This is a genomic window from Sphingobacterium griseoflavum, from assembly GCF_014653155.1.
Classification (GTDB): Bacteria; Bacteroidota; Bacteroidia; order Sphingobacteriales; family Sphingobacteriaceae; genus Sphingobacterium; species Sphingobacterium griseoflavum.
In genome coordinates, this window is the sequence record NZ_BNAF01000013.1 from 40,488 (window position 1) to 64,557 (window position 24,070).

Below are 24,070 nucleotides of genomic sequence, written 5' to 3' on the forward strand. Positions count from 1 at the left end.
CCAAGAAACGGTGTTGTTTCCTGTTTCTTCAGCACCGTTCGATTTTCGTTTTTTCGACCGGCAGCATAGGAAGGAGATACTCAATCTCCATCCTGTTTTATGAGCTGTAAATCCTTGGTAAAAAAAACATTGCTTGCCAACGCAAACTGGTGTGCTTGCGATTCAAAAAAATGCATCATATACCCCGCTGTATTGGGAAATGCGATCAGGTCCCCGATTTCGGGATACGTCGCAAATTGTATTTTTCGCTTCAGCAAAAACTCTTGTTCCAAACAGTAGCCGCCCACGAGATAGCCATGCACGGGCTCTTGTTTTTCCGTAGGCTGGTGCGTAATGTGGATCGGATCAAGTAGAAAGTCTGCACTGGAGCTTTTCATTTGCGTGCGGTTCATTTCTAATCCGACCAGTAGGTTGCCCTCTGTATCTTGCTTTCGAAACAGCACACGGGCTATGGTGATACCGGCTTGGTCGAGTAGGGAACGTCCCGGTTCGATACGAAGTTCAATGTTGCGTGACCGGATCAATTCGTGAATTGGTAGACTGTGTGGTTCGGATTGACTCGTCAATACTTTTTCCAAAAAAATGGCTTTCGGGATTTCGTTGTAATAGGGGTAGACCGTTGGTTCTCCATACAGCTTCCCGTCGATCAATACCATGCCTAAAGCGTCGTTCTGATAGGTCAATGCGCTACGCTGTCCTAAGACGGCCTCTTTCAATTCCCGATGGAAGGTTTCCCACTCTTCCCTTTGCTGCAGGTAATTTACTAGATAGCCTCCGCCGATATCGATATGTTGGCAAGGGACATCCAAAGCGGCTAGTTGATCAGCCAATTGGATACATTGGGAAATCGCCGCCGCGCGCTGCGCGATATCATAGCCATTCAAATGAAAATGTAATCCGGTAAAGGAAAGGAAAGGATGTCCTTTGATCTGCTCTGTTATCAGATGGTAGGCAGCATCCAGTGAGAAACCAAATCTGGTCGGTAGTTTTTTACCCGCTACGGTAAAGCCGCCGATCCGAACACTGATGTGTGCTTTTGTCTCACTCGCACGGACAATGCTGTCGAGCAACTCATATTCATCCATGTTGTCAATAATGATGGTCACATGATTGGTCACGGCGAGTTCCAACAGCGTGAGGTTCTTGAGTGCGGCAGTCAGGATCAACTGGTCGCCGGGGATTCCAGCTTCCAAACATTGCTGTAATTCCTTGTGGCTTGCTGTATCGATTCCTTCCCCTGCCTCGGCGGCGGCTTTGGCAAAGGTTAGGCATTTATTGGCTTTGCGTGCAAAGTAGATTTTATGCTTTAAGTCGTACTGCTGGAAAACGCGTTTATATGCCGCTATGTTTTCCTGAAACGGCACGATGCTTTGTATGTTCACCGGTGAGTTTTCCAGTTTTATTGTTTCCGCCAGTAAATCCCGGTCCTGCAATAGTTGTACTATCCACGAGTGGATAATGGGCGTCAGGGGGGCGTGGTTATCCGCGGCTGTAGCTTTCATATAATTTGTTTTTAGTTTGATGGGAAAGGGCTTCGCGAACATGTTTTGCCCAGGAAGAACCTGTGTCATTTCGCTTTCGTGAAAGCGAATCATTGTCTAGGAGCATACCTTCTGTCGAGGTGCCATAGAAAAATAGTGAGGGCACAGAGCTGTTAAGCCCAATTGCCGCCTGCCCGGATTCTTGCAAAGCTGGGCCACCTGTGTGGTATCCGTCATTGCTGGCCGGGGTGATCAATCCAGTGGCTAGCAGACGCGCATATAAAGCAGAATTAGCGTGCAGTAGGTTGCCTCGGGCAATGCGGGCATCCACCAAATAAGTGAGGTTCTGTTTCGTTTGCTCGTTGATCAAGACGAATTGTGCTGGCGCAGGCTCGTATTCGATCCCTGTCAGTCGTGCTGTTGTGAATTGTATTATCCCGGCTCGTGCCAGGGCAACAATCTTACGCATATTCGCAATCGGCGGACCGAAGCTGGTTCGGCAGAACGCACCCCACAAATCGCGATCTAGCGTCTGCTGACTTACCCCCGTGAACCCATGATGTGCGTATATATGGCCAATCCAAGGTGTGGATTCCCGCCAAACAGCGGTGGCTGCCAAAAGCGGACTGTGCAGTTCGCCCCGTTCTGCTTCAGCGAGGCTGTTCTCTAGAAAATGGAGAACGGAGTTTACTTCGCCAGCTGTCTTCTCATATTTTGGGAATAGCAAATCTTCCAATTGAAATAGTTGCCCTTTCGGCAACGCGTTGCAGTACCTCGCAATGCGTAGCTCATCAGCGGTCTGCAGAAGCGTGCTGTAGTAGGCAAACTGCGCCTCATCCTGCAAAATGGGGTATATTTCTGTCTTAAAATCAATCTTACGTTTCCTTTTGATTATGGCAAGTCGTTTCAAGCACGCTATGGTAGATGTCCGTAGTCTATAATGGTTGCCGCCATAAATAGGGCCTCGGGGTAAAATGGGTAGGTTGTTCCGGCTATATGCGAAAATGCGGGGTTCCGTTCCGGATGGTACATACTGGCCATCCTCGGTAAACTGCCCGCCACGGCCTTCTGTCAGTTGGAGTGCGGCATCGATAAACGTGAGCCCTAGGCCAATGATCCCAACAGATTCCCCAGCTGGTATGGTATCGAGCTTTTGAACGGGGTATGCGCTGCGGAAATATCGGCTTATGTCGCTGGGAGCTTCTGCGCTAGTCAGCAACGATTGATTACGGTAGCAATGTCCCGTTGCCAGCAATAAGTGGTCAATGGGCAGGCTGTCTGATTGCTGGTCTACATGAACGTTAAAATGTTCTTCATGCCTGATATCAGTTACACGGCCTAGTACAAAATGCAACGTTAAGCCATGGGGCTTCGCCCTCAACAGAGTGAGCAATTGATCTTGGAGGTAGCAGCCAACCAACGCTCTCGATGCATAGTCGGTAGGCTGTACCGCTGGCCCAGCAACCTTGTTTGCACGTATCCAGTCTGTCAGGTTCAATTGTTCAGAAACCCGTAGGTTCTTTTCGTCGCGATTCCACGCATCGATATTGCCAATACAATAATTTATCAGGAGGTAATCTGGTTGGTGCACTCGATAGTTGGGGCCGCAGCCAAAATTACTGTCCTCATTAAACCAGAAAACGTCGATGGAACTTTCTGCCGATAAACCCTCGAGTTGTGCAAATAGCCGTTCGAGGGCATAAAAGCCTTTCGGTCCGCCACCAATAATTCCGACACGGGCGCCCTTATTGAAAGACGGATCCTGGATGGAACTTACTGGGGAATGAACGCGTTCATCCACCTGTTGGCTAGCTTGCTCAGCCTGATTACTGATATGTTCTTTTTTCCAAATCATTCGCTATGGTAATGCCGGGAAGTGTTTATTGATCCACTCGTCGGAATAAATAGTGTCCAAATAACGTTCTCCGTTATCAGGAATGAGCGCTACCACCGTTGCATCGGGTGGCAGCAGGTGCTGGTACTGTTGCATCGCTTTTACCACGGCTCCGGAGGAACCGCCCGCGAGAACACTTTCCCGCTCTAGTAGCAACTGACAGCCTGCGATACATTCCTCGTCCGAGACATGTACGACATCGTGCACCTGTTCCATTTTTAAGAAATGCGATTTTCTACTCGCGCCCATGCCCGGTATGAGACGGGGCTTGGCACTATCCCTGAAAATCAAGCTTCCTTCGGCATCGACAGCAATAATTTTGCTGTGCGCGCCATGAGCGTCTATAGCGTCGGCAAAACCACGTAACGTACCGCAGGTGCTGGTCGGCACAAACAGGTAGTCAGGAGGCATGCCCAAATCATGAACAATCTCGGCGAAGGTTTGTTTGTGCGCTGCAGGACTATCTAGATTGTGGTATTGATCGGGCCAAAAGCTGTCGGGAATTTCCTGCAAGAGCTGCTTCACCATTTTTAAACGGGTGTTGAGGTAGCCCCCGTTGCCATCATGCTGATTGACCTTGATGATCTTCGCTCCAAAGGTTGATAATATTTTTTCTGCCAAGGGATTTATGTGCGGGTCCGTGACCAAGAACAGACGCAGGTTGTAATGGTGGCAAATACGTGCCAGCCCAATGCCCATGTTGCCGGATGTCGACTCGATCAGTACCGTGCCTTTGGTGATCGTACCACGTTCGATGGCTTGTCGGACGACATGCAGCGCCGAACGGTCTTTAATACTGCCACCAGGGTTCAAGAGTTCCATCTTCCCAAAAATGGCTAGCGAGGATGGCTCGAACAAGCGATCAAATTTCACTAAAGGTGTATTACCGATGCAATCCAATATATGGGCTGCATGCTGCTTGATTTCCGTTAATTGCATACGTTATGATCTAGTATCTATGCGTCCTGTTTGCCAGATATGCTCGCGTTATCGATCCCGGTGTTTCCGGAGTAGGCCAATAGCGATCATCGGTCGGCATCCATTCTTGCCTCGGTAGAACGCACATACTATATCATTAGTTCAGTAAGCGACCCACTATATTTCGTGCAGTCTTCTTTCGATACAGCCAAACACACCTCTTTACTTCATAGGCTTGCTCGTGGCCGGCCCCATCCGAATTTGACGGTAGAAGGGCGGGATTGAATAATTGTTGGATTAATGGGATATTTAGATCTGTTAAACTGAAAAAAATATGGAAAAAGCGTTTTTATTCGGTTCTTTTTATGCTATTAATGGTCTTGTGTTGTGAATAATATGTTATATGATGAAATTTGTGATAATATATTTTTTAAAAGAACAGCTACTTGCTCCTCTTTAATTGTGGGTACTGGTAGCATAAATGGAAATAGTATGAAAAGAATAGCTTTATGCATCATTTTGCTCTCCCTGTTTGTTTCAGCAGGTATGGCCCAAATCCACAATCCGGTAAAGTGGTCTGTAGCCTCGAAAAAGTTAAACAGCAAGGAAGCTGTGGTATTTATTAAAGCAACAATCCAAGAAGGGTGGCACATTTATGGGCTTCATGTGCCTGAGGGTGGGCCCATATCGACGACTATTACGTTCGCGCCATCCAAGGAGTATACGTTAAATGGTAAAGTTGCTGCGCCCGCGCCACAGAGCAAATATGAAAAGGACTTTAAAATGAATGTGCCCTTTTATCCGAACGAGGTAACCTTCCAGCAGAAGGTTAAATTGGTAAAAGGTCAGACAACAGTGAAGGGCACCGTAGAATTTATGGCCTGCGACAAATCGCAGTGTTTACCACCAGACGAATACAACTTTAACATTGCCGTAAAGTAGTGTAGCTGTGTTTGACATCGGTGTCTCTTGGCGCGGATGGACAAACTTAGCTTGTAGAAGTGAAGATATCAAAAAATAAATACCGTTCCAAGGTATTGTTGTTTAGTTAGTAATAATCAGGCCGCCTCGCTCGAGTGCGGCCTGTTATGTTAGCACGAATGATGCTGCAATAACTGGTACAGTTTGTGCTATCGCATAGCCGTGCTACCGGCACAGCGATATATGCTCTGTTACTGTTTTGTTCCCGCGAATAAGTTGGCTTTTGTTTTTGTTTTCATGTGCTGCATATGGCACCTTGCCGTCTTTGGGCAGCGCCCTGTCCATGAAATTGAAGTCAGCAAGTTTGTGGTGGATACCGGGAAGCAGCTTGATCTGATCGATTTGGGCAAGCGTGCGCTCGCGATAAAGCCCCCTGCTGCGGTGGACAGCACTGGTCAAAAGGTGTATTTTTCCATTCTTCCATTTTCGCAGCAGGTGCCCGGTGGTGGACATGCCTTAATCACCTCCACTACCGCGGGATTCTATCTCGGCGAACGGAGCACAACCTATATATCCCGTATAAATTTCACACCCTACACTAATTTTGGCAAGCGTATTGGCATACCGATACGTTCCTATATATGGTTAAAAGGTAATGCTTGGGTGATTGACGGCGACATCCGTATGTTGAAATATCCACATGAGACGTGGGGTGTCGGCCAAGAGCACCACGCGTCAGATAAAATTATGCTGGATTATTCTTACCTACGCGTGTACCAGCACGTGTTAAAACGTATGAAAGGTGGATTGTTTTTGGGATTAGGCTACAATTTGGATTACCGTATGGATCTACGCAGCGAAAGTGGAACCTTGCTGGCCGATTACACCGCTTATCCTTACGGGACGCAAAGCTATGGCTCCTCCATTTCCTCGGGGTTGAGTTTCAATGTGATCTACGATACGCGCGCCAATTCCATCAATGCTTGGGATGGCAACTACGCGAACCTTCAGTTTCGTTTTAACCCAACTTTTATGGGGAGCAGCGAGTCTTGGCGGTCGCTTTTTATGGAGATGCGGCGCTACCATCGGCTAACAGATAATCCCAATCGGCAAAATATGATTGCGATACGTCATTTCCTTTGGACCGTCTTCGGCAGCCGTGCGCCTTATATGGAGCTCCCAAATTTGGGATGGGATCCTTATAACAGTTCGGGACGTGGTTTTCCATTGAGCCGCTATCGTGGCAAATCCATGTACTACATGGAAGCTGAATATCGACGAGATATCACAGAGAACGGTCTGCTGGGCTTCGTGGTTTTTACGAATGCAAATACGGTGAGTGGTCCCCAAAGTAAATTTTTGTTCACTTGGAATGTGGCTGCGGGCGCTGGTGCCCGCGTCAAATTTAATAAGAAGTCGGGGACAAATATCGCCCTGGATTATGGCGTGAGCAAACAACATCGAAGTATTCATCTCACTTTGGGCGAGGTTTTTTAGCCTGCATCTGGCGCAGGCTAGTTTTCATCTAAGCTAGCTAAGTATGCATGTATGCTGTTTAGCAATTCGGCAACACTCACTTTGTTTTTATCGAACACGGCAATCACGCCGGCCTGCTCCATATCGCTGATGTCTTTTGCTTCGGTGCTGGTAGAATATCCGAAAGTAACGATTTTGGGAAAACGCTCCCTGATCAAAGACGCCGTCTCGATGCCATTGCCCGGCTGCATATATAAATCCAAGATACATACGGCAGGCCGGTTTTCCGTAGTTTCCAACTTTTCCAGGAGCATCTGTCCGTGGTCGGCAGCTAGAATAAGTTCAAAACGGCCGTCTTGTTTTATCAGCGTTTTCAAGAGCAGTTGGGTGATGGTAGAATCCTCAGCAAACCCAATATTTACCTTCTTATGCGTTGTTTCCTCTATTGTCATTCAAGAAGCTGCTTAATTAAAATGTATAATAAAAAATTAGGCACTAACTGTAGATAGTGCGTAAAGAGTCCTGCGCGGTAGAGCAGGTACATTGTTCTTCATGGTAGGACATCATAGCTGATGGCCGACTCAAAAATAGGCGCATTAGGGCTTAAAAAAAAGCACCATTTGGTGCATTTTTTACAGTTTGTGCATCGCTCGGTTAAACGTGTTGCGATGGATACCGAGGTAGGAAGCGATATAGGCTGAAGGGAACAATTTGAATAGTTCTGGGGTTTGTGCCTTAAGCAAACTTATCTTTTCCGGGGCACTGCTCGCATGCAGCATCTTGCTTCGGTAGAGTGCCTGCAAAAATTGTGGTTGCATAATGAGCATTTCCAACTGATAGAATCGAGGAAACTGTTCATACAACTCCTTTACCTTAACCGTGTCCAAAACGATCATGGTAACATCCTGATAACATTTATACGAAACCGCCGACGGTACATTTCGAATGTAGGCCTCGTAATTAAATACGACGTCATGCTGGGAAGCGGCAAAAAAGAAACTATGGATTTGCTCTTCCTCGTTGCTGTCTCTGTCATAGGCGTACAATAGCCCCTTAATCAGTAGTCCTATACGGTTACTGTATTCACCTTTTTTGATAAAAAAGCTGTTCTTCTTAAAATGTTCCAGATGGAGGATCTTCCGGAGCGCTCCTATTTCTGCCTCACTCAAATTGAAATGAGCGAATTTTTCGGTGATGTGGTTTAAAAACATAGCACGGCTAGGCGTTTGCAGTGTTCACGGATGACTACGATCCTACTGGTTTCCAAGCTATGCATATGTCGTAAATTCTGTTTTTCATGGGCGTATGCTATTAGGTAACGATAAAGGTACGAAAAAGCCTCGTTTGGGCAACATTTTACGTATCGATGATGGTAAGAGGTCTTGTGCCATTTAAAAGGAGCCCTATACCCGCAGTAGACCAACCTTCCCTACTGAAATATACTTCCATTAATAATATGTAGTTATGGGATAGTATTTCGTTTATATTTTTCATATTAAATGGATAAATGATTGGTTTGCGACTCCCGCTACTGTGCTGTTTATCCTTGCTACACCGTTTTTTCAATAGAAAAGATTGGTTTTGTTGGGTGTAATTCTTTGTTGTTCGATTTTTAAACTATTAGTAACCTCCTGTGATCCATTGGAAATCAAAAAATAGTGCATAACAACCTGTTAATAATTGATTATTCTTGGTTAATATATGAGATACGAGCCTTTGTTATCCCGCCTATATTTGACTAAATTATTACTAACAACTAACTAGCCACTATGAAAATTCTAGTACTACTATGGATTTCGGTTTGGGTGTCGGTCAATGTTTATGCACAGCAAATTAAGGGTACGGTCTTGGATCAGGACGGTAAACCAATTGCGGGGGCATCGATAAAAAACCTCAGCACTTCATTAACCACCCAAACCGATCAAAAGGGTCAATTTGCCCTTGCTGCCAATGGGCAGCAGATGTTGGAAGTCTCCTCCGTGGGATACGAAAAGAGACAGGTGTCGGCGGGACAGCAGCCTTTGGTCATCACGCTGAATGAAACGTTGAGCACGCTGGATGACGCTGTCGTAATCGGTTACCAGACGGTAACACGGAAGAAAAATACGGCTGCCGTGTCAACGATATCGGGTAAAGACCTTGAGAACATTCCGGCCGCGAGCTTTGAAACAATTCTGCAAGGACGTTTGCCGGGCGTCAATGTGCAGAATGTGAGTGGTTCTCCCGGAAGTATGGGGACGGTGTACGTGCGGGGTTCGACGGGCTTAAGCAACAGTTACGACGATGCACGCATTTTGAGCAGCCCACTGTATGTTATCGATGGTGTTCCGCAACCCACCGAGCAGTATGCCAATCTAAATACGGGTACCGGTACAAACTTTTTGGCCGGGCTCAATCCAAACGACATCGAATCGGTTTCTGTGCTGCGAGACGCTTCGGCAGCAGCCATTTACGGGTCGCGTGCGGCCAATGGTGTTATCCTGATCACGACAAAAAAAGGTGTGATTCGCGAGCCCGTCGTCATGGTCAATGGATATTCTGGCGTGACATTACGCCCTGATCTACGTCCTATGGCATTAGGAAGCGCAGAGAGAGGACAAAAAATGGGTATTCTCAATGATCAGTTGACAGTTGCCCAACGCGAAAATCTTCCCTTTTTATTGACCGATAGCTTGAACCCCGCTTTCAATGGAAATACCAATTTTCAGGATATGTTCTACCAAAAAGGACGAGTCAACAACGGCGACCTTAGCGTGAGTGGGGGAGGTGGTAGTTCCACCTATCGCTTCAGCGGTAACTACTACAATGAAGAGGGGATTATCAAGCAAACAGGTTTCACGCGCTTTGCAACGAGGTTAAATCTCTCCACCCAAGCGCTGAAGGATAAGTTAACGATCAATCCAATTGTGTCGTATACGTTTATTGATCGTCCGCGAGGAAACGGTAGTGCCACAAACCCCTTCCCTTGGGGTGCAGGCAATATGCCTTCTTCGTTGTACAATCTCTCGGATGCACGAAGGGAGTATTTTCTTGGTGCCTACGACGGCGACCTGGATAAAAATATCACCAACCAGCTGAGCCTTAATCTCAACATGAATGTACATCTGCTACCTAAATTGACGTTGACGTCTCAAACGGCGTTTCAATACAACACCGGACGTCGCGACTTTTCGAGGCCGAGTTTCTTGAATGCAAATTTAGGCAATTCATCAAGCTCGTGGACATCAGATCAACAAAACTGGCGGACGTCAAATTACCTAAACTATTCGGACGTTTTTGGTAAGCACTCCTTGACCGTTTTGGTGGGGCAAGATATAGAGCATGATAAATACCAAGAAACATCGGCCGGTGGATATTATGGAAGCTCAGATCAGATTAAGGTGGTGCAAGGATTTTTACAGGATTACATCAGTGCTTATTCGGATTACCAGGCTTGGGGACTGCTGTCGTATTATTCTCGGTTGAGCTACGACTATGATGACCGCTATATCGTATCGGCGAGTATCCGTACAGATGGATCATCCCGTTTTGGTAAGGATAGCCGGTACGGTTGGTTTCCTTCTGCATCGGCAGCTTGGTTGCTGTCTGAAGAAAACTTCCTGAAAGACAACGGCATATTTACCTTGTTGAAATTAAGAGCAAGTTACGGTACCACTGGTAATTTGCCACGCGACAATTACCTGCCTTATAGTACCTATCGCGTAAATGCGGGAGGTTATGCCGGCAACAGCAGCGGTGCTTCTTACAACGGTGTGACGGCTGTCACGCCAAACTTCACGAGTGGCGTTGCACAGGACGGATTGACTTGGGAGCGCGGTACAAGCTGGAATATCGGGACTGATATCGAGTTGTTCGGCGGCAAATACAGCATAGCAGCGGATGTGTATAACAAAGAAACGAGGAATCAGCTTTTTGCCGTACAGTTGCCTTTGAATACCGGTTACGACTATGCGATGACAAACTCTGTGGGTGTTCGCAACTCGGGGGTAGAATTGGTCGTCGGGGCAAATCCTTTGTCCAGCAGTAGCCCGATAAATTGGCGCTCGAACTTCAATGTTTCCTACAATAGGAATCAGATCATGAGCCTACCCAACGGCGGCCGCGATTTGGTGATGAACGGCGACCGGTTTGATGCTTCCCATATCCTTTCGATTGGTAGCCCTATCAATGCATTTTATCTGTTCCAAACGCTCGGTGTCTACTCGACGTTGAATGATGTCCCCGTGAATCCGTACTCTGGCGCATTGTACGGAAACGGCGGTCCCTATGGAGCCGGTATGTTTCATTTGAAAGATTTGGACGGCGATTACTACTTGGATTCCTTTCGCGATGGTATCAACTCGGATAAGATGCCTATTGGCGACCCTAATCCAAAATGGACGGGAGGATGGAACAACCAGTTTTCCTACAAAAACTTTACCTTTTCGTTCTTCATAAACTTTACCTTGGACCGGGATATCCTCAACCTCTATGAGGCGGATGCATTTGCGACCGTTTTTAACAACGCAGAATTTGCAGCGAAGGCTTATCCAGATTTGAGCCAATTTAACATATGGAAAAAAGACGGTGACCAGGCAGAGTATGCAAAGCTGGACATGGGAACGTACCGCTACTACTATACGTCGGCACAGACTTTCTTTTTGGAAGATGGGAGCTATGTCCGGTTGAAAAACGTAATTGGTTCTTATGATTTTACAAAAGGTGTGGTGAAACGCATTGGGCTAAACCGACTTCGTGTTTACGGCATCGTCGACAACTTACTGACTTGGAAGGCGTCCAAAAAATTGCCTGATCCGGAAGCGGTCAACCAATATGGCGAATACAATGGCTTTGGCTATCCTATGCCTAAGAAGTTTACACTAGGTTTAGAAATCACCTTATAACATGACACCATGAAAAAGATTATTTTATATACACTGGCTTTATCCTTCGTGGGACTGACATATTCCTGCAAGGATTTCTTGGAAGAGATTCCTCGTAATTCAACTTACGTTGGCGAGTTTTGGAAATCAGACACTGATGTAAGCAGTGCGGTCGCCGGCAATTATGCCCTGCTGCGTGATGCCATCACAAGTGGCAATTTCGAAAATGTTCCCAGATACTACCTGTACGGGGATGGTGTGCCGTCCACCTATTTTACTATTCAATACTCGGGAGATGGGTTAGAAGGTGTGCAAACTGGCGACTTCTCTTGGCGATACACGATCGAATCTTATGGCGATTGGACCAAGTATTACAAGACAATCATTATGAGTAACCTAATCATAGAGAAGGTATCGGCGATGGGGAATGAGTTGTTCGTAAACCAAACAAATCCGACGAGGTTCAAAAATGAGGCGATAGGCCAAGCGTATTTCCTGCGCGCTCTTTCTTATTTCATGCTTACCCGTACCTGGGGGGATGTTCCTTTGGTGCTGACAACCTCCAGCGATCCCATTGCGGCCGATCAGGTAGGACGGCAACCGAAAGCAGAGATTCTTGCACAGATAGAGAAAGATTGCCATGAAGCAGCCAAATTGCTGGGCTGGACCTACACCAACCAAGAGGCTGCTAAAGTCACGGCAAATAAGGGCTCTGTCTATGCGCTGTTGGCACACATGTACCTATGGAGGGCTACCACCACAAACCTCAGTTCCAACGATCCCATTATGACCGATGTGAACAGCGCGGACACGACCATTGCAGCGCTTAAAGCCAATGGCGGATATGCACAGGTGGATACGGCGAATTACTACAACACCTTCATCGGAAAATCGAGGGAAGGTATTTTCGAAATTGCCGCCAGTGAACAGAATCTAGAGGGATCGACAGCACACATTGCTACGTTTTTCCTACGCCGCGCACAGATCGACTACTACAATCCGACATATTCTAGGTTCTTTGTGCCTAAGAATTACCTGGCAACACATTATAAACGATCTATTGTTGGGTGGATTTGGACCGGAACTTGGGAGTATCGTGCGGCGTCTATTGGCGAAACCGTCATCAACGACGAATACCCTGATCCCGGAGTGGTCGTGACCGCCGATATGCTGATCGACAGCACCGATGTGAGGATGCGGCGGAACTTTACGGATGTAGCTTCGTCACAGCCTACCTGCGTAAAGTACCAAAATGTGAATTACCGTGCGCAAAATAGCGCTTTCATTAGCAACAATACCATTATTTTCCGCTACAGTGACATGCTACTGCTGGAAGCAGAAATTGCGCTGTACAAGAATGATGTGGCCAAAGCCATTACCATTATCAATGGCTTCCGTACACGCAATGGCTCAACTAGCTTGATTGCTGCCACAGCGTCTAAAACGGAAGTCATGAAGGAATATGTTTTGGAACGGGGTAAAGAACTTTACTTGGAAGGACATATCTACTATGACCTCATCCGTACAAGACAATACGCAGAGTTCATTCCGTGGTTGTCTCCGCAACGTTTTACGCTTGGTGGTTTCTATTGGCCGGTTTCTCAGCTTCTGTTCAAAAACAATTCGTTTTTAACGCAGACGCCTTATTGGATTGGTAAAGTATAATTAATAAAAATGACGATGAAAAGATATAACATAATTGGAATCCTACCTGTCTTTTTGCTCTTGCTTTGGACATCCTGCGAAAGCGATGGATATCTGAATGATGGCGGAAAAGCAGACCCCCATGTCAATATGACGACCTACGATTTCTTAAAATCGCATGGTAAATTTGATTCCCTGGTAGCCATTATTGATCGCGCCGGCATGAAAGATTTGGTCAATGCGCCCAATACGACCTTTTTCGCTTCAACAGATTATAGCGTGCGCCCCTATGTGTCCGCAAAGAAGCAGGAAAAAATTATCGAAACAGGCGATGAAAACATCCAGTTTGGGATAAAGGATATTCCGACGCAGCAACTGGACTCGCTCAAGATGTATATGTTCGATGGCCAGATCGGTCGGGAAGATTTGACGACAGAAGCGAAATACTATACCAATAAGTTCGGCAACATCCCGAATGTACGTTTTGCCATAAGGCTACAGCGCACGATAGGGTACAACGATTATTTGGATTATGTGGAATACCTGAACTTTACCTGGGTTAACGGCACACTTGATACCGACCTCCCCACAGGAGAAGTTATTCCGCCGGCAAACCAAGATATTTCATACAATTGCCAAACCTCGGGGATCATCACAACGACGGGAACGTTGCACGTGATGCCGGATACACACCGATTGATGTTTAACAGGCAGCGCACTGCTAGTAATTGATGATTTAGATGACCGATATGAAGATTTGTATATACATGGCTATGATAACTGGATTGTTATTGAGCCTTACCTCATGCGAGAAGATCGAAAAAGGATTTTTGAGCGATAGCCCTCGCTATGTGAATGGCACTATCGTAGTACCTCGAGGCGGTATCTATGTTGCTTCTGAAAAGATAAATGCAGATGGATCTACGCCACCCTACACCTTTAAATTGTTGAATTTACGCGATAAGAATACAGGTGCAGCGGCTCCTGCCGAGTTTTTTACTAAATATGACGTGCTTACTTTCAAACAGGGGTTGGTCTTTGATGCCAGTAAAGATACGACGGTAGAGCTATTGAATGCGAAGCGCGAGACAGTAAGCCGTACACCTTTTGAATTCAACGAAGTAAGCGGACAGCTTGTTTTTAATCGTTCGTCGTCCAATTTACCTTTGGGCAATTACATTTTCGATGTGGAGATGGCTAACGTAACAGGCAAAAAGATGTTTCAGAACTTTGGAGAGATCAGTATTGTGGATCCAGCTCTGCAAGATTACTTTCAAGTAACCTATCAAGCAGCTACCGGATCAAATTCGTCCGAGACATTTTTCACGACCAGCGCTCCGCAGGTAACATGTGAACGTATTTCTGGCGAAGGCGCACGTGTGATCTTGAAGATCGTCGACAAAAACGGCGATCCATTTGATCCTTCAGCAGGCGAGGTTATCCGTCGCGGCGATAGACCCACTTTTGAAAGCCACGTGAAATTCAATCCTGTCGTTGAAACCGACACGGCCTTGATCTGTGATTTTGAAGTGGCGCCCTTTCCGTTAACGAATTTTTTTGATGGCGTGACCGATTGGGGCTATCTGATCTATTATCGTATTCCTAGCCGTTTTGCAACGGTGGACGGTTATGGACCAGGTCTGAACGTGAATCCCGTTTTCGGATTTAGGGTGCTCATGGAGGGTACCTACATCGTGCAAGTCAGACTTCCTAGCGTGACCCGCATAGCAACGAGATAATATTGTTTAGTTAGTCTAGTTTGGCCGCCTATTCTCGATAGTGCGGCCTTTTTTGTGCTATAGTGTCGCCCGTCTTGTGTTTCTTCTATCCCGTATGTTGACGTTACATGCCCTATTGATTTGGTTAGCACGCCGATCCATGCTTTTCTTCACGATCCTTCTGCGGCAATGGATGGAAAAATAGCTGCTCACATATGGACTGCTGCGAAAACCATGCATGCAAAATAAAAAGAAAGCGGGTCAATTCTATCGAAGTGACCCGCCTGCATGTAAAACAAGCCTATTAATCCGTCTTTATTTGCCGGTTCTAACCAGCTTAACGATCGCGGCCTGGCCGGGAATGACGTAGCGGCCCTGCTGATCTTTTGGTGCATCTTTTACGATGTAACCGCTTGTTGCTGGTAAGTTCAATAAGGTTTCTGGCGTAAACGTGGGATGATCAACGCCCACATGCAACACGATCTCTTTGCTTTTCGTATCATAAATGAACGAATTGATCTGGCCGGCATCGGTGGTTAGCCAAAGTTTTTCTTCGGCAAGGAACACACGGCCTTTGGATGCAGTTTTCACCTCGACCTTTATCTGGTCTTTGTCTTGGCTTAAGCTACCGCTAAAGGCTAGCCAACCGAATTCTGGATGTCGAATGATATAGGTGCCGGAATTTACCGCATAACCATAAAATCCTGATCCGTAATCGCCCGATATCCCGTCGTTTGCCAAAGTAGACGGGTAGGAGTGGAAGGCGCCGGGTGCGAATCCGTCCTGTGTCACATTCGCCAAGGCACCCATCATACCGGCATGTCCCACCCGAAGGAGGTAAAAGTCCGTTGGGTTTTCCCGGTAGTCGGCCAACACCGGAATCGCATTCAAGGCCGATCCATAATGATGAATCTGCCGTTCGATACGTGCTAGCTTGCCCCCGTAAACAAAATCCCAGTATCTTCGGGCGCTACCGTTATAGCCCCAGTGCGGCACGGTAGGCATGTAGGCCAATATCGCGTTCAGCGTGACCTGTGCTTTCTCGTCGAATCCGAAATATTTAGACCAAACATACACCTCTTCTTGGCCGGTCGAGTCCCACGGCATTTCGCTTCCGAAAGGATAATTTAACGTCTTCCAGTGCAGCGCACGCTCTTTCATGAGGGCTTCTAGCTGCTGTGCCGACTCGATCAGTCCCTCCTTTTTGAGATCCATCAGGATCAATAAAAAGACACTACCCTCCATCTGGCCGAACTGGGCATAGTGCGGTGCCTTTTCGACCATAGCGACAGTCGTCTGAAACGCACGTTCGAGGTAGGTCTCCCACGGCTCTTCTGTTACCAATTGCCGGTAATTTCGAGCGAGACGATACAGCACCCAGTGCGCGGCTGCCACATGCGGGTAGTTGTACGAACGGCCGATATTGTCCGCCTCCTTTTTGGGCCATGCTGCCCAGGTCTTGTAATTGATGGCGTCGCTGTAGGTGCCTTTTGGAAAGGAATCAGGCTCATAGTAAAAGAGGCTTTTCACCACGCCGTATTTGTCCTTCCCTTCCTTATGCTGTATCCGGCCAAACATGGTCTGATGGGCAAATCGTTTCAACTTATTGATCTCTTCCACATTGGGTTGCAAAAGTTGCTTCATGATGGCTGCCAACCAGCTGGCGGCACCCGCCTCGTCGCTAAGGCCTGCAAACCAAGCATTTTGATGCTGTGTGACCGGACTTTTCGTTTCGTAATCGTACGTGATCACGGATGGCGAACGCCCAAAAGGATCGTTCGGGTTTTCGTACCATTGCGCTGTTGTCAAAAAGTGTCCCAAATCTTTGACGACCTCGTCTTCTGGTTTGATGACCTTGTACTGAATGGTCTGTACCAGTCCGTCGGCATACGTGATCTGTAAACGGGAGCGCCCCCAAGTATGGCCTTTCACGGTATAGCTCGCCCATTTTCCTGCCGTTTGGGGCCCTGCTTCCACCGATAAGGAACCCGAAGGGTAGATATCCATCTTCTTTATCTTTTTGCCATATTTTAAAAACAGTTTAGCGGGGTTGTCCATCGGTAGCAAGTAGCCTGGAGCGCCCACCGCAACAGGTCTATTTTGGCGGACCAGCTCTTCTTCGATTTGTTTAATACTAGGCGCCAACACAAAACGCACGGCGAAACTTTTCGATTCGCCGGGTTTCAACAGGGTTGATGTAGGCTCGTTCCATTGCTGCACGCCCTTCCAATCAGTTTCTGCGTAGGCTTTGCTATGGATCACCCACTCGTGAAAGCCTTCAAATGTGATGCTGCGCGGAGTAGGATCGCTATTGATGGGATTGTACGCCTCGAAAGCGGCGTTTTCCTGCGGCAAAACCAATAGGCTTGGTCCGCGACCATGTAGGCGGTTAACCTGCAGGTAGCCCGCATCTTTACCGATATAGGGGTCAAAGAATACATTGTCGGCATGGGCGCTGTCCAGATTCTTCCAGTCCATGTTGTTATTGAAGATCATGGGGATGCCCAATGCGCCGACTTCATAGCTTTCTTTTGTGCTGTTTTTGATGACAAAGCGTAAAACAAGGTCGCCGTCTTTATTTTCCCACACGCGGGTAACTTGCAGCGGAATGCCGCCTAAAGTGGGACGCATATCTGCAGCCGCCAGTGTTCTTCCCGAAACCCTAAGCGCACTCACCGGCTGGCGATCCTTCGCCGAAGAATAAGGGATCCAAGCGGACGAACCCACTTGGCGGATGGAGAGATTAATGTCCCCCAGATGAAAGAATTTATTCCGATCGCGCTTGTCCAACAGCTCGTCTGGCGTGTAGTCAAATTGTGCGTCGTCTTTCAGCTTCAGGGAAGCCACAGTTTGCGAGGCCGTCAGAAGCTGTAGGTTCAGTTTGGATAGTTGAAAGCTGTTGCTTCCTTTTTCGATGCCCAAGGTGGCGGGCTGCTTCTTTACCTGCTCCCAAAATGGGTTTTGTGCATATAGATCGCCGCAAAAAGGCGCCTGCAACAACATGAGGGCAAGAGGGAGGTGGAGTGCTTTACGCATATACATGATTTCTTTTCTATGTTAACTGAAGGTCGTTTTGTTAAGACTAGGTCAACTAAACTTAACAAAAGTAATTCGTTGCGATTGTTTTTTATTGTCGGATATTGGCTTTCATGCTGCAAAAATTAACCCAAATAGCTGCTGTTGATGGATGTGGAATGGACGGCCCGCGCTTTGGTTTCGTTCTTTTCTTTTTGAAGCGATGAAGGAAGGGATGTGAAGCATAAAGATATAAAGGAGATGTGAGAATGTGTTGCTTATATTTTAACCAAATATGACCTGATTTTCACTTTAATCTTCACGAGCCCTTGTTAATATTATCTTAATGTCGTAACTTTCATTCATACTAATCTGGAGTGTTAACAAAGATTACTCACGATCTAACAAGGTTCAATTATGAAAATGATTCAATTTAATGTACCCTCTCCAAAGGATAAGTCCGTTTATGTGCAGGAGGATAAGCTGTCAGACTTTTACCCTTATTTTCATAAACACGAAGAGTATCAATTCATGTGGATCGTAAAAGGCGAGGGCACGCTATTCCTCGCGGATAGTTTCCACCCTTTTCGAGCGGATGATATTTTTCTTTTAGGGCCTAACCAACCACACGTTTTCAAGCGAAATGCGGACTCATTGGAGCACACCGAGGTCGAGTCGGTATCCATATTCTTCAACTTAAAAGGATCGCTTTCCAGTTTGTTCCATATGCCGGAACTCGGTAGTATCCTGGCGTTTATTTTGCAGAACAATAATGGTTTTAAAGTTCCCAACACCTATACCGGTAGAATCAAACGTAGAATAGCTCTGCTGAAAAAAGCGGACACGATGGATCAGCTGCTCAGTTTTTTCTTTTTGCTCAAGGAGCTCAGTTTGGTGTCACACGAACTAAAACCCCTTTCGGTAACCACAGTGCTGAACAAGGACGATGGCTTCCTTCGCATTAACGAGGTGTGCCGTTATATCAAAGATAATTTTAGACGGGCGATCACGCTGGAAGAAGCTGCTGACCATGCAAACTTGACACCCCAGGCATTTTGCCGCTACTTTAAAAAGCATACGGGATTGACTTTTGTCAGTTACTTGAGCGAGCTGCGTATACAAGAGGCTTGCAAGCTCATTACATCGCAAAGATATGAAAGCATTGGGCTTGTTGCGTACAATTCGGGCTTCAATAGCATCACCAACTTTAACCGCGTTTTTCGCTCTGTAACGGGTTTTTCACCGAAAGAATACTACGGGCGTTACAAAAATAACGTGTAGCGCCAGCGAGGTGTTAAAATATGGTGAGTATTGATTAAATCTCGACTAGCAAATTACTCGAATAGGCCATAGTTTTGAAAAAAAACAATTATTATTTATGGCTAATTTAAATTGGAGTGGAATTTTCCCGGCGATGTTAACACCATTTCACGAAGATGGTGAATTAAACTTAGAAATGCTTTCGGTCAATATTGAAGCGCAGCTTGCTGCGGGAATTCATGGATTGATTTTAGCCGGATCTTTAGGCGAAGCAAGTACATTAACCACAGACGAGAAATTCGAGTTGTTAGCATATACATTGAAAGTGGTAAATGGCCGGGTCCCCGTATTGCTTAATCTGACAGAGAATACAACAAAGGCAGCCGTAGCGTTTGCAAAGCGGGCAGAGCAGGAAGGTGCAGATGGCTTGATGGTGCTTCCTCCGATGCGTTACAAAGGAGATGACCGCGAAGTCGTTGCTTATTTCAAAGCGATAGCGCAAGCCTCAGCATTACCTATCTTGGTGTATAATAACCCGGTTGACTATGCCACCTATATATCATTGGATATGTTCGAAGAGCTGTTGCAGGAACCTACCATCCAAGCGGTCAAAGAATCAACACGCGATTTAACAAATATTACCCGATTACGCAACCGCTTCGGCGATCGCTTAAAAATTCTTGGTGGCGTAGATACCATTTTCTTGGAGTCTATCGCACTGGGCGCAGATGGCATCGTAGGAGGGTTGGTAGATGCTTTTCCCAAGGAAACCTACGCGATTTACGACTTGGTAAAAAAAGGTGAATTAGAAAAAGCACTGGAAATCTATAGGTGGTTTATGCCACTTTTGGAACTTGATATCCACCCTAAGCTCGTGCAATACATCAAATTAGCGGCAAGTAAAGTAGATCTCAGCACGCCGTTTACCCGAGCTCCTCGGTTGGAACTTGTGGGGGAAGAAAAAGAAGCAATTACTAAAATAATCGACGATGCATTAGCATCAAGACCTCAACTTTAATTTTATGCGTATTGATATGTCCAATGAACAAATCCATGCTATCGTTCAAGATTCTTTAATTGGATACCAGTATTTACAACAAATTTCGCTGGCAGAGCGTGCTGCATTGATGCACGCCATTGCCGACGAGATTGAGGCCTTGGATGACGAGCTTATCCAAACCGCCCATGCCGAATCGGCGCTCCCCTTGCCTCGACTACAGGGCGAAAAAGGACGGACTGTCAACCAATGGCGATCTTACGCCAACGCCGTGAAGAGCGGAATTTATGCCGAAGCCCGTATTGATAAGGGCGATGGTGCCGCAAAGGCTGATCTTCGAAAATATAACAAAGGGATAGGGCCAGTCGCCGTTTTCGGCGCGAGCAATTTCCCTTTTGCTTTTTCCACGGCCGGTGGCGATACCGCTAGCGCGGTGGGAGCCGGCTGCTCGGTTATTTTTAAGGAACATCCCGGCCATCCGAATACTTCGAAAATCATGGCGGATGCGATAGCGCGCGGCATCGCTAAATTTGGTGCTCCTGCTGCAGTGTTTGGCTACGTTGAAGGCGGATCCAACGCTGTAGGTGAAGCGCTGGTGCTTCATCCGGCAATTAAAGCAGTGGCTTTTACCGGTTCTTTCCGCGGGGGCAAAGCCTTGTTCGATTTAGGTGCGCAGCGCCCAGAACCGATTCCGGTTTTCGCGGAAATGGGTAGTGTAAACCCCGTGTTTGCACTGCCAGGCTATTTAGCGGAGAACTTGGACGCTTTCGCCACACAGTACGTAAGTTCCCTGACATTGGGCGTTGGCCAATTCTGTACCAACCCGGGTCTGCTCGTTGCGGTGAAAAGTCCGGCACTTGAAGTCTTTAAGGAACGCTTGGAAACCGAGGTTAAAAAAGTATCGGAAGCGACGATGCTCCATGAAGGCATTGCAAAAGCCTACACGCAGGCAAAAGACAAGTTGGCTAGCCAGTCCGATGTGGCGCTCGTTGGGGAGGGGCTTTCGTCCGATTCCAGCCAAGCCGTAGCGGCTCTTTACACAACCTCAGGAGCTTCATTTTTGGCGAATGCTGTCTTGGGCGAGGAAGTGTTTGGACCAACGGGCCTTTTGATCGAATGCGAAGACGAAGAACAGCTGACGGCAGTATTGCTAGCGCTGGGTGGCCAGTTGACAATTACCTTTGCCGCTACCGTTACGGATATTCAGCAACATGCTGGCTTGTTTGCCATGGCGCAGGAGAAATGTGGACGTTTGCTTTTCAATGGTATGCCTACCGGTGTAGAGGTAGTTTATGCCATGCAGCATGGTGGCCCTTTCCCTTCAACCACCGATAGCCGTTTTACCTCCGTTGGCCCAGATGCCGTAAAACGCTTTCTACGCCCGCTGAGTTTCCAAAATTGGCCGAACGAGTTTCTACCATTGGAGCTTCAAGACGAGAATCCCTTAGCTATCGAGCGGATCGTTGACAACAACAGAACCGTCGATTAGCCGATATATCCCGATCCGCAACATAGGGGCAGGGAGGAGGCTTCGAGAAAGTCACTTGGCCCTATGCTGCTATCGGCTCTTTTAGCAGATTAGTAAGCAAATGAAAAAAACATTTTTTTGTATAGACTCCCATACATGCGGTTGTCCTGTTCGCTTGGTAGCAGGGGGCGCGCCACTTCTTCATGGAAACTCCATGATGGAGCGACGTTTGCATTTTATGGAAGAGTATGATTGGATCCGTAAAGGACTGATGTTCGAGCCGCGAGGCCATGATATGATGAGCGGAAGCATGCTTTATCCTCCGGTGGATGCTGAAAACGATGTTGCCGTGCTCTATATCGAAACAAGCGGCTGCCTTCCTATGTGTGGGCACGGCACGATTGGTACGGTAACGATCGCTATTGAAGAAGGTTTGGTTATTCCGAAAGTGCCCGGCAAGCTACGCTTGGAAACACCAGCAGGCTTGGTGTTGATCGATTATAAGCAAGTGGGCGAGAAAGTGGAGACGGTAAAGTTAACCAATGTAAGGTCCTTTTTGCACAGCGCAGATCTAGTTATCGACTGTCCTGATCTGGGTGAAATACGAGTGGATGTCGCCTATGGAGGGAATTTTTACGGCATCATCGATCCACAGGCCAATTTTGACGACATCAGCGCTTTTACAGCCAGCCAGTTGATCCATTATGGAAAGATCATCCGTCGTCTGTTGAACGAGAAATATGAATTCATTCATCCAGAGGATGTAAATATTCATGGATTGAGCCATATACAATGGACGGGCAAGCCCGTGAAGGAAAACTCTTCCGGTCGCAACGCCGTACTGGTGGGTGAAAATGCCCTTGATCGTTCTCCCTGCGGAACAGGTACTTCAGCACGTATGGCGCAATGGTACGCAAAAGGTAAGCTGAAACCGGGAGAGGCGTTTATCCATGAAAGCTACATTGGCTCCCAGTTTACCGGAAAGATCGAGGATACGGTAACGGTTGCTGGAAAGCCGGCTATTATCCCTTCTGTAGAAGGTTGGGCACGGATTACCGGCTACAACACCATTATTATCGATGATAACGATCCTTACAAAGAAGGATTTCAAGTAATGTAATTGTAAATAAACAAGAAGAAGCGTAACGTGGAAACAAATAAGGGAACCGTGGTGGTTATTGGTGCTGGGATAGCGGGGCTGTCATCAGCTTTTTATTTAGTGCAGGAAGGATGGAAGGTCGTCGTTCTGGAAAAAAACACGCTGGAAGACAACTGTTCTTATGGTAACGCGGGGATGATCGTTCCGAGCCATTTTACGCCGCTGGCGGCACCCGGCATTGTTGCACAGGGTATAAAATGGATGTTCGACAGCAAAAGTCCGTTTTATGTCCGACCCAATCTGAGCTGGAATTTGGTAGACTGGGGATTGAAGTTTTTAAAACATGCCAATAAAGCACATGTCGATCGCCATGCCGAAGCCATCCGCGACCTCAACCTGTACAGCAGTGGCTTATACAATGGGCTGGCGGAAACACCTGGTTTTGATTTCGAGCTCGAGCAAACGGGCATTATGATGCTCTACAAAAGTAAGGAAGTACAGCATGAAGAAATTGAATTAGCAAAGCGTGCGCAGGATTTGAACCTGGACGTCGATATCTTGAATGCTCAAGAGGTGCAAGCCTTGGAGCCCCAGCTGAAGCTCGATGTTCTGGGCGCAGCGTTTTACAAATGTGACGGCAAACTGTATCCGCCTAAATTGATGCAGCAGTTGATCGATTTCCTGAAGGCCCGCGGCGTAGCGTTCCATACGCAAACCGCCGTAACCAGCTTTGTGCGATCTTCACAAAAAGTAAAAGAGGTGCTGACAACAAAGGGGAGCTTTGCCGCTGATGAAGTGATTGTGACGGCCGGAGCATATCTGCCGCAATTGACCTCCAAATTGGCGCTGAAAACGCCGTTGATGCCGGGTAAAGGCTACTCCTTTATGTACAGCCCCGAAGAAAACAAAACATTGAAACATGCAGCGCTGCTTTTGGAAGCGCGTGTGGCAGTGACGCCGATGAATGGCCAGATCCGCTTTAGCGGCACTATGGAACTGGGATCGGCCAACGATGCCATCTATAGCAACCGGGTAAAGGGTATTGTAGAATCCATACCGAAATATTTTCCCGAGCTGGATGTAGCCTATCCGGAAGACAAGATATGGTTTGGCTATCGTCCATGCCCGCCTGATGGCCTTCCCTATTTGGGGCGGATGGCTAAATTGTCCAATGTCACGATTGCTGCAGGAGGCGGCATGATGGGACTCAGCCTTGGTCCTGCCTTCGGAAAGGCCGTGGCCGATATATTGGCCGGTAGAAAAACCGAAACCGATATCAGCGCTTTCAGTCCGGATAGATTTGATTGAAAAAATACA

At 47.1% G+C, this 24,070-nt stretch carries 18 protein-coding genes; 11 read left to right on the plus strand and 7 right to left on the minus strand.

All coding sequences use genetic code 11. The features are described 5' to 3' along the window. Window positions 1–80: 80 nt before the first annotated feature. The 3 genes from IE165_RS15875 to sbnA are packed head-to-tail and all read right to left on the minus strand — an operon-like array spanning window position 81 to window position 4,314. Entirely contained in the window at window positions 81–1,502 is a 1,422-nt protein-coding gene (locus IE165_RS15875) for an alanine racemase (RefSeq protein ID WP_189627631.1), read from the minus strand. Then, window positions 1,480–3,336 carry an FAD/NAD(P)-binding protein gene (locus IE165_RS15880; RefSeq protein ID WP_189627632.1) on the minus strand — a complete coding sequence of 619 codons (1,857 nt, stop codon included), beginning with the start codon at window positions 3,334–3,336 and terminating at the stop codon, window positions 1,480–1,482. Before IE165_RS15880 ends, IE165_RS15875 begins: the two co-directional genes overlap by 23 nt. Window positions 3,337–3,339: 3 nt before the next feature. Beyond that, window positions 3,340–4,314, minus strand: coding sequence for a 2,3-diaminopropionate biosynthesis protein SbnA (sbnA, locus tag IE165_RS15885; RefSeq protein WP_189627633.1), 975 nt, complete (start codon window positions 4,312–4,314; stop codon window positions 3,340–3,342). Window positions 4,315–4,785: 471 nt separating this feature from the next. Here sbnA and IE165_RS15890 point away from each other — a divergent pair, with 471 nt between their 5' ends. Together IE165_RS15890 and IE165_RS15895 are read left to right on the plus strand one after the other, a co-directional pair. After that, window positions 4,786–5,235 (plus strand): protein-disulfide reductase DsbD domain-containing protein, encoded by a 450-nt coding sequence (locus tag IE165_RS15890; protein WP_189627634.1) that lies wholly within the window; start codon window positions 4,786–4,788, stop codon window positions 5,233–5,235. 276 nt (window positions 5,236–5,511) lie between these two features. Next, a complete protein-coding gene (locus IE165_RS15895) occupies window positions 5,512–6,711 on the plus strand; it encodes a BamA/TamA family outer membrane protein (protein WP_229826595.1) in 1,200 nt (399 codons plus the stop codon). Window positions 6,712–6,728: 17 nt separating this feature from the next. Here the strand turns inward: IE165_RS15895 and IE165_RS15900 are convergent, their stop codons facing one another. From IE165_RS15900 to IE165_RS15910, 3 genes are all read right to left on the minus strand, one after another. Beyond that, window positions 6,729–7,142 (minus strand): response regulator, encoded by a 414-nt coding sequence (locus IE165_RS15900; protein ID WP_189627635.1) that lies wholly within the window; start codon window positions 7,140–7,142, stop codon window positions 6,729–6,731. 180 nt (window positions 7,143–7,322) lie between these two features. Next, window positions 7,323–7,901 carry a Crp/Fnr family transcriptional regulator gene (locus IE165_RS15905; RefSeq protein ID WP_189627636.1) on the minus strand — a complete coding sequence of 193 codons (579 nt, stop codon included), beginning with the start codon at window positions 7,899–7,901 and terminating at the stop codon, window positions 7,323–7,325. A gap of 145 nt (window positions 7,902–8,046) precedes the next feature. Continuing rightward, entirely contained in the window at window positions 8,047–8,184 is a 138-nt protein-coding gene (locus IE165_RS15910; RefSeq protein WP_189627637.1) for a hypothetical protein, read from the minus strand. Between the two features lie 275 nt (window positions 8,185–8,459). Here IE165_RS15910 and IE165_RS15915 point away from each other — a divergent pair, with 275 nt between their 5' ends. From IE165_RS15915 to IE165_RS15930, 4 genes are read left to right on the plus strand one after another with little or no spacing between them, the layout of a single operon-like run. Then, a complete protein-coding gene (locus tag IE165_RS15915; protein ID WP_189627638.1) occupies window positions 8,460–11,573 on the plus strand; it encodes a SusC/RagA family TonB-linked outer membrane protein in 3,114 nt (1,037 codons plus the stop codon). Between the two features lie 9 nt (window positions 11,574–11,582). After that, window positions 11,583–13,217: a RagB/SusD family nutrient uptake outer membrane protein gene (locus tag IE165_RS15920; protein WP_189627639.1), complete on the plus strand. Its 1,635-nt coding sequence runs from the start codon at window positions 11,583–11,585 to the stop codon at window positions 13,215–13,217. A gap of 15 nt (window positions 13,218–13,232) precedes the next feature. Then, window positions 13,233–13,928, plus strand: a complete 696-nt coding sequence (locus IE165_RS15925) for a hypothetical protein (RefSeq protein WP_189627640.1) — start codon at window positions 13,233–13,235, stop codon at window positions 13,926–13,928. Window positions 13,929–13,945: 17 nt separating this feature from the next. Then, window positions 13,946–14,935, plus strand: coding sequence for a DUF5007 domain-containing protein (locus IE165_RS15930; protein ID WP_189627641.1), 990 nt, complete (start codon window positions 13,946–13,948; stop codon window positions 14,933–14,935). 294 nt (window positions 14,936–15,229) lie between these two features. Here the strand turns inward: IE165_RS15930 and IE165_RS15935 are convergent, their stop codons facing one another. Beyond that, window positions 15,230–17,950 carry a DUF5695 domain-containing protein gene (locus tag IE165_RS15935; RefSeq protein ID WP_189627642.1) on the minus strand — a complete coding sequence of 907 codons (2,721 nt, stop codon included), beginning with the start codon at window positions 17,948–17,950 and terminating at the stop codon, window positions 15,230–15,232. A 396-nt stretch (window positions 17,951–18,346) separates the two neighbouring features. Here IE165_RS15935 and IE165_RS15940 point away from each other — a divergent pair, with 396 nt between their 5' ends. The 5 genes from IE165_RS15940 (at window position 18,347) to IE165_RS15960 (ending at window position 24,061) form a co-directional block, all read left to right on the plus strand. Further along, window positions 18,347–19,210 carry an AraC family transcriptional regulator gene (locus tag IE165_RS15940; RefSeq protein ID WP_189627643.1) on the plus strand — a complete coding sequence of 288 codons (864 nt, stop codon included), beginning with the start codon at window positions 18,347–18,349 and terminating at the stop codon, window positions 19,208–19,210. A gap of 97 nt (window positions 19,211–19,307) precedes the next feature. Further along, window positions 19,308–20,207 carry a dihydrodipicolinate synthase family protein gene (locus IE165_RS15945; protein WP_189627644.1) on the plus strand — a complete coding sequence of 300 codons (900 nt, stop codon included), beginning with the start codon at window positions 19,308–19,310 and terminating at the stop codon, window positions 20,205–20,207. A 4-nt stretch (window positions 20,208–20,211) separates the two neighbouring features. Then, window positions 20,212–21,675: an aldehyde dehydrogenase (NADP(+)) gene (locus IE165_RS15950; RefSeq protein WP_229826596.1), complete on the plus strand. Its 1,464-nt coding sequence runs from the start codon at window positions 20,212–20,214 to the stop codon at window positions 21,673–21,675. A 100-nt stretch (window positions 21,676–21,775) separates the two neighbouring features. After that, a complete protein-coding gene (locus tag IE165_RS15955; protein WP_189627645.1) occupies window positions 21,776–22,774 on the plus strand; it encodes a 4-hydroxyproline epimerase in 999 nt (332 codons plus the stop codon). A 27-nt stretch (window positions 22,775–22,801) separates the two neighbouring features. Beyond that, complete coding sequence (locus IE165_RS15960) at window positions 22,802–24,061, plus strand: NAD(P)/FAD-dependent oxidoreductase (protein ID WP_189627646.1); 1,260 nt, start codon at window positions 22,802–22,804, stop codon at window positions 24,059–24,061. Window positions 24,062–24,070 lie beyond the last annotated feature (9 nt).

Excerpts from the sequence above, each read along its gene's own strand:
- IE165_RS15875 (WP_189627631.1), bottom strand. The coding sequence starts at position 1,502 with ATGAAAGCTACAGCCGCGGATAACCACGCCCCCCTGACGCCCATTATC.
- IE165_RS15880 (WP_189627632.1), bottom strand. The coding sequence starts at position 3,336 with ATGATTTGGAAAAAAGAACATATCAGTAATCAGGCTGAGCAAGCTAGC.
- sbnA (WP_189627633.1), bottom strand. The coding sequence starts at position 4,314 with ATGCAATTAACGGAAATCAAGCAGCATGCAGCCCATATATTGGATTGC.
- IE165_RS15890 (WP_189627634.1), top strand. The coding sequence starts at position 4,786 with ATGAAAAGAATAGCTTTATGCATCATTTTGCTCTCCCTGTTTGTTTCA.
- IE165_RS15895 (WP_229826595.1), top strand. The coding sequence starts at position 5,512 with ATGTGCTGCATATGGCACCTTGCCGTCTTTGGGCAGCGCCCTGTCCAT.
- IE165_RS15900 (WP_189627635.1), bottom strand. The coding sequence starts at position 7,142 with ATGACAATAGAGGAAACAACGCATAAGAAGGTAAATATTGGGTTTGCT.
- IE165_RS15905 (WP_189627636.1), bottom strand. The coding sequence starts at position 7,901 with ATGTTTTTAAACCACATCACCGAAAAATTCGCTCATTTCAATTTGAGT.
- IE165_RS15910 (WP_189627637.1), bottom strand. The coding sequence starts at position 8,184 with ATGAAAAATATAAACGAAATACTATCCCATAACTACATATTATTAATG.
- IE165_RS15915 (WP_189627638.1), top strand. The coding sequence starts at position 8,460 with ATGAAAATTCTAGTACTACTATGGATTTCGGTTTGGGTGTCGGTCAAT.
- IE165_RS15920 (WP_189627639.1), top strand. The coding sequence starts at position 11,583 with ATGAAAAAGATTATTTTATATACACTGGCTTTATCCTTCGTGGGACTG.
- IE165_RS15925 (WP_189627640.1), top strand. The coding sequence starts at position 13,233 with ATGAAAAGATATAACATAATTGGAATCCTACCTGTCTTTTTGCTCTTG.
- IE165_RS15930 (WP_189627641.1), top strand. The coding sequence starts at position 13,946 with ATGAAGATTTGTATATACATGGCTATGATAACTGGATTGTTATTGAGC.
- IE165_RS15935 (WP_189627642.1), bottom strand. The coding sequence starts at position 17,950 with ATGCGTAAAGCACTCCACCTCCCTCTTGCCCTCATGTTGTTGCAGGCG.
- IE165_RS15940 (WP_189627643.1), top strand. The coding sequence starts at position 18,347 with ATGAAAATGATTCAATTTAATGTACCCTCTCCAAAGGATAAGTCCGTT.
- IE165_RS15945 (WP_189627644.1), top strand. The coding sequence starts at position 19,308 with ATGGCTAATTTAAATTGGAGTGGAATTTTCCCGGCGATGTTAACACCA.
- IE165_RS15950 (WP_229826596.1), top strand. The coding sequence starts at position 20,212 with ATGCGTATTGATATGTCCAATGAACAAATCCATGCTATCGTTCAAGAT.
- IE165_RS15955 (WP_189627645.1), top strand. The coding sequence starts at position 21,776 with ATGAAAAAAACATTTTTTTGTATAGACTCCCATACATGCGGTTGTCCT.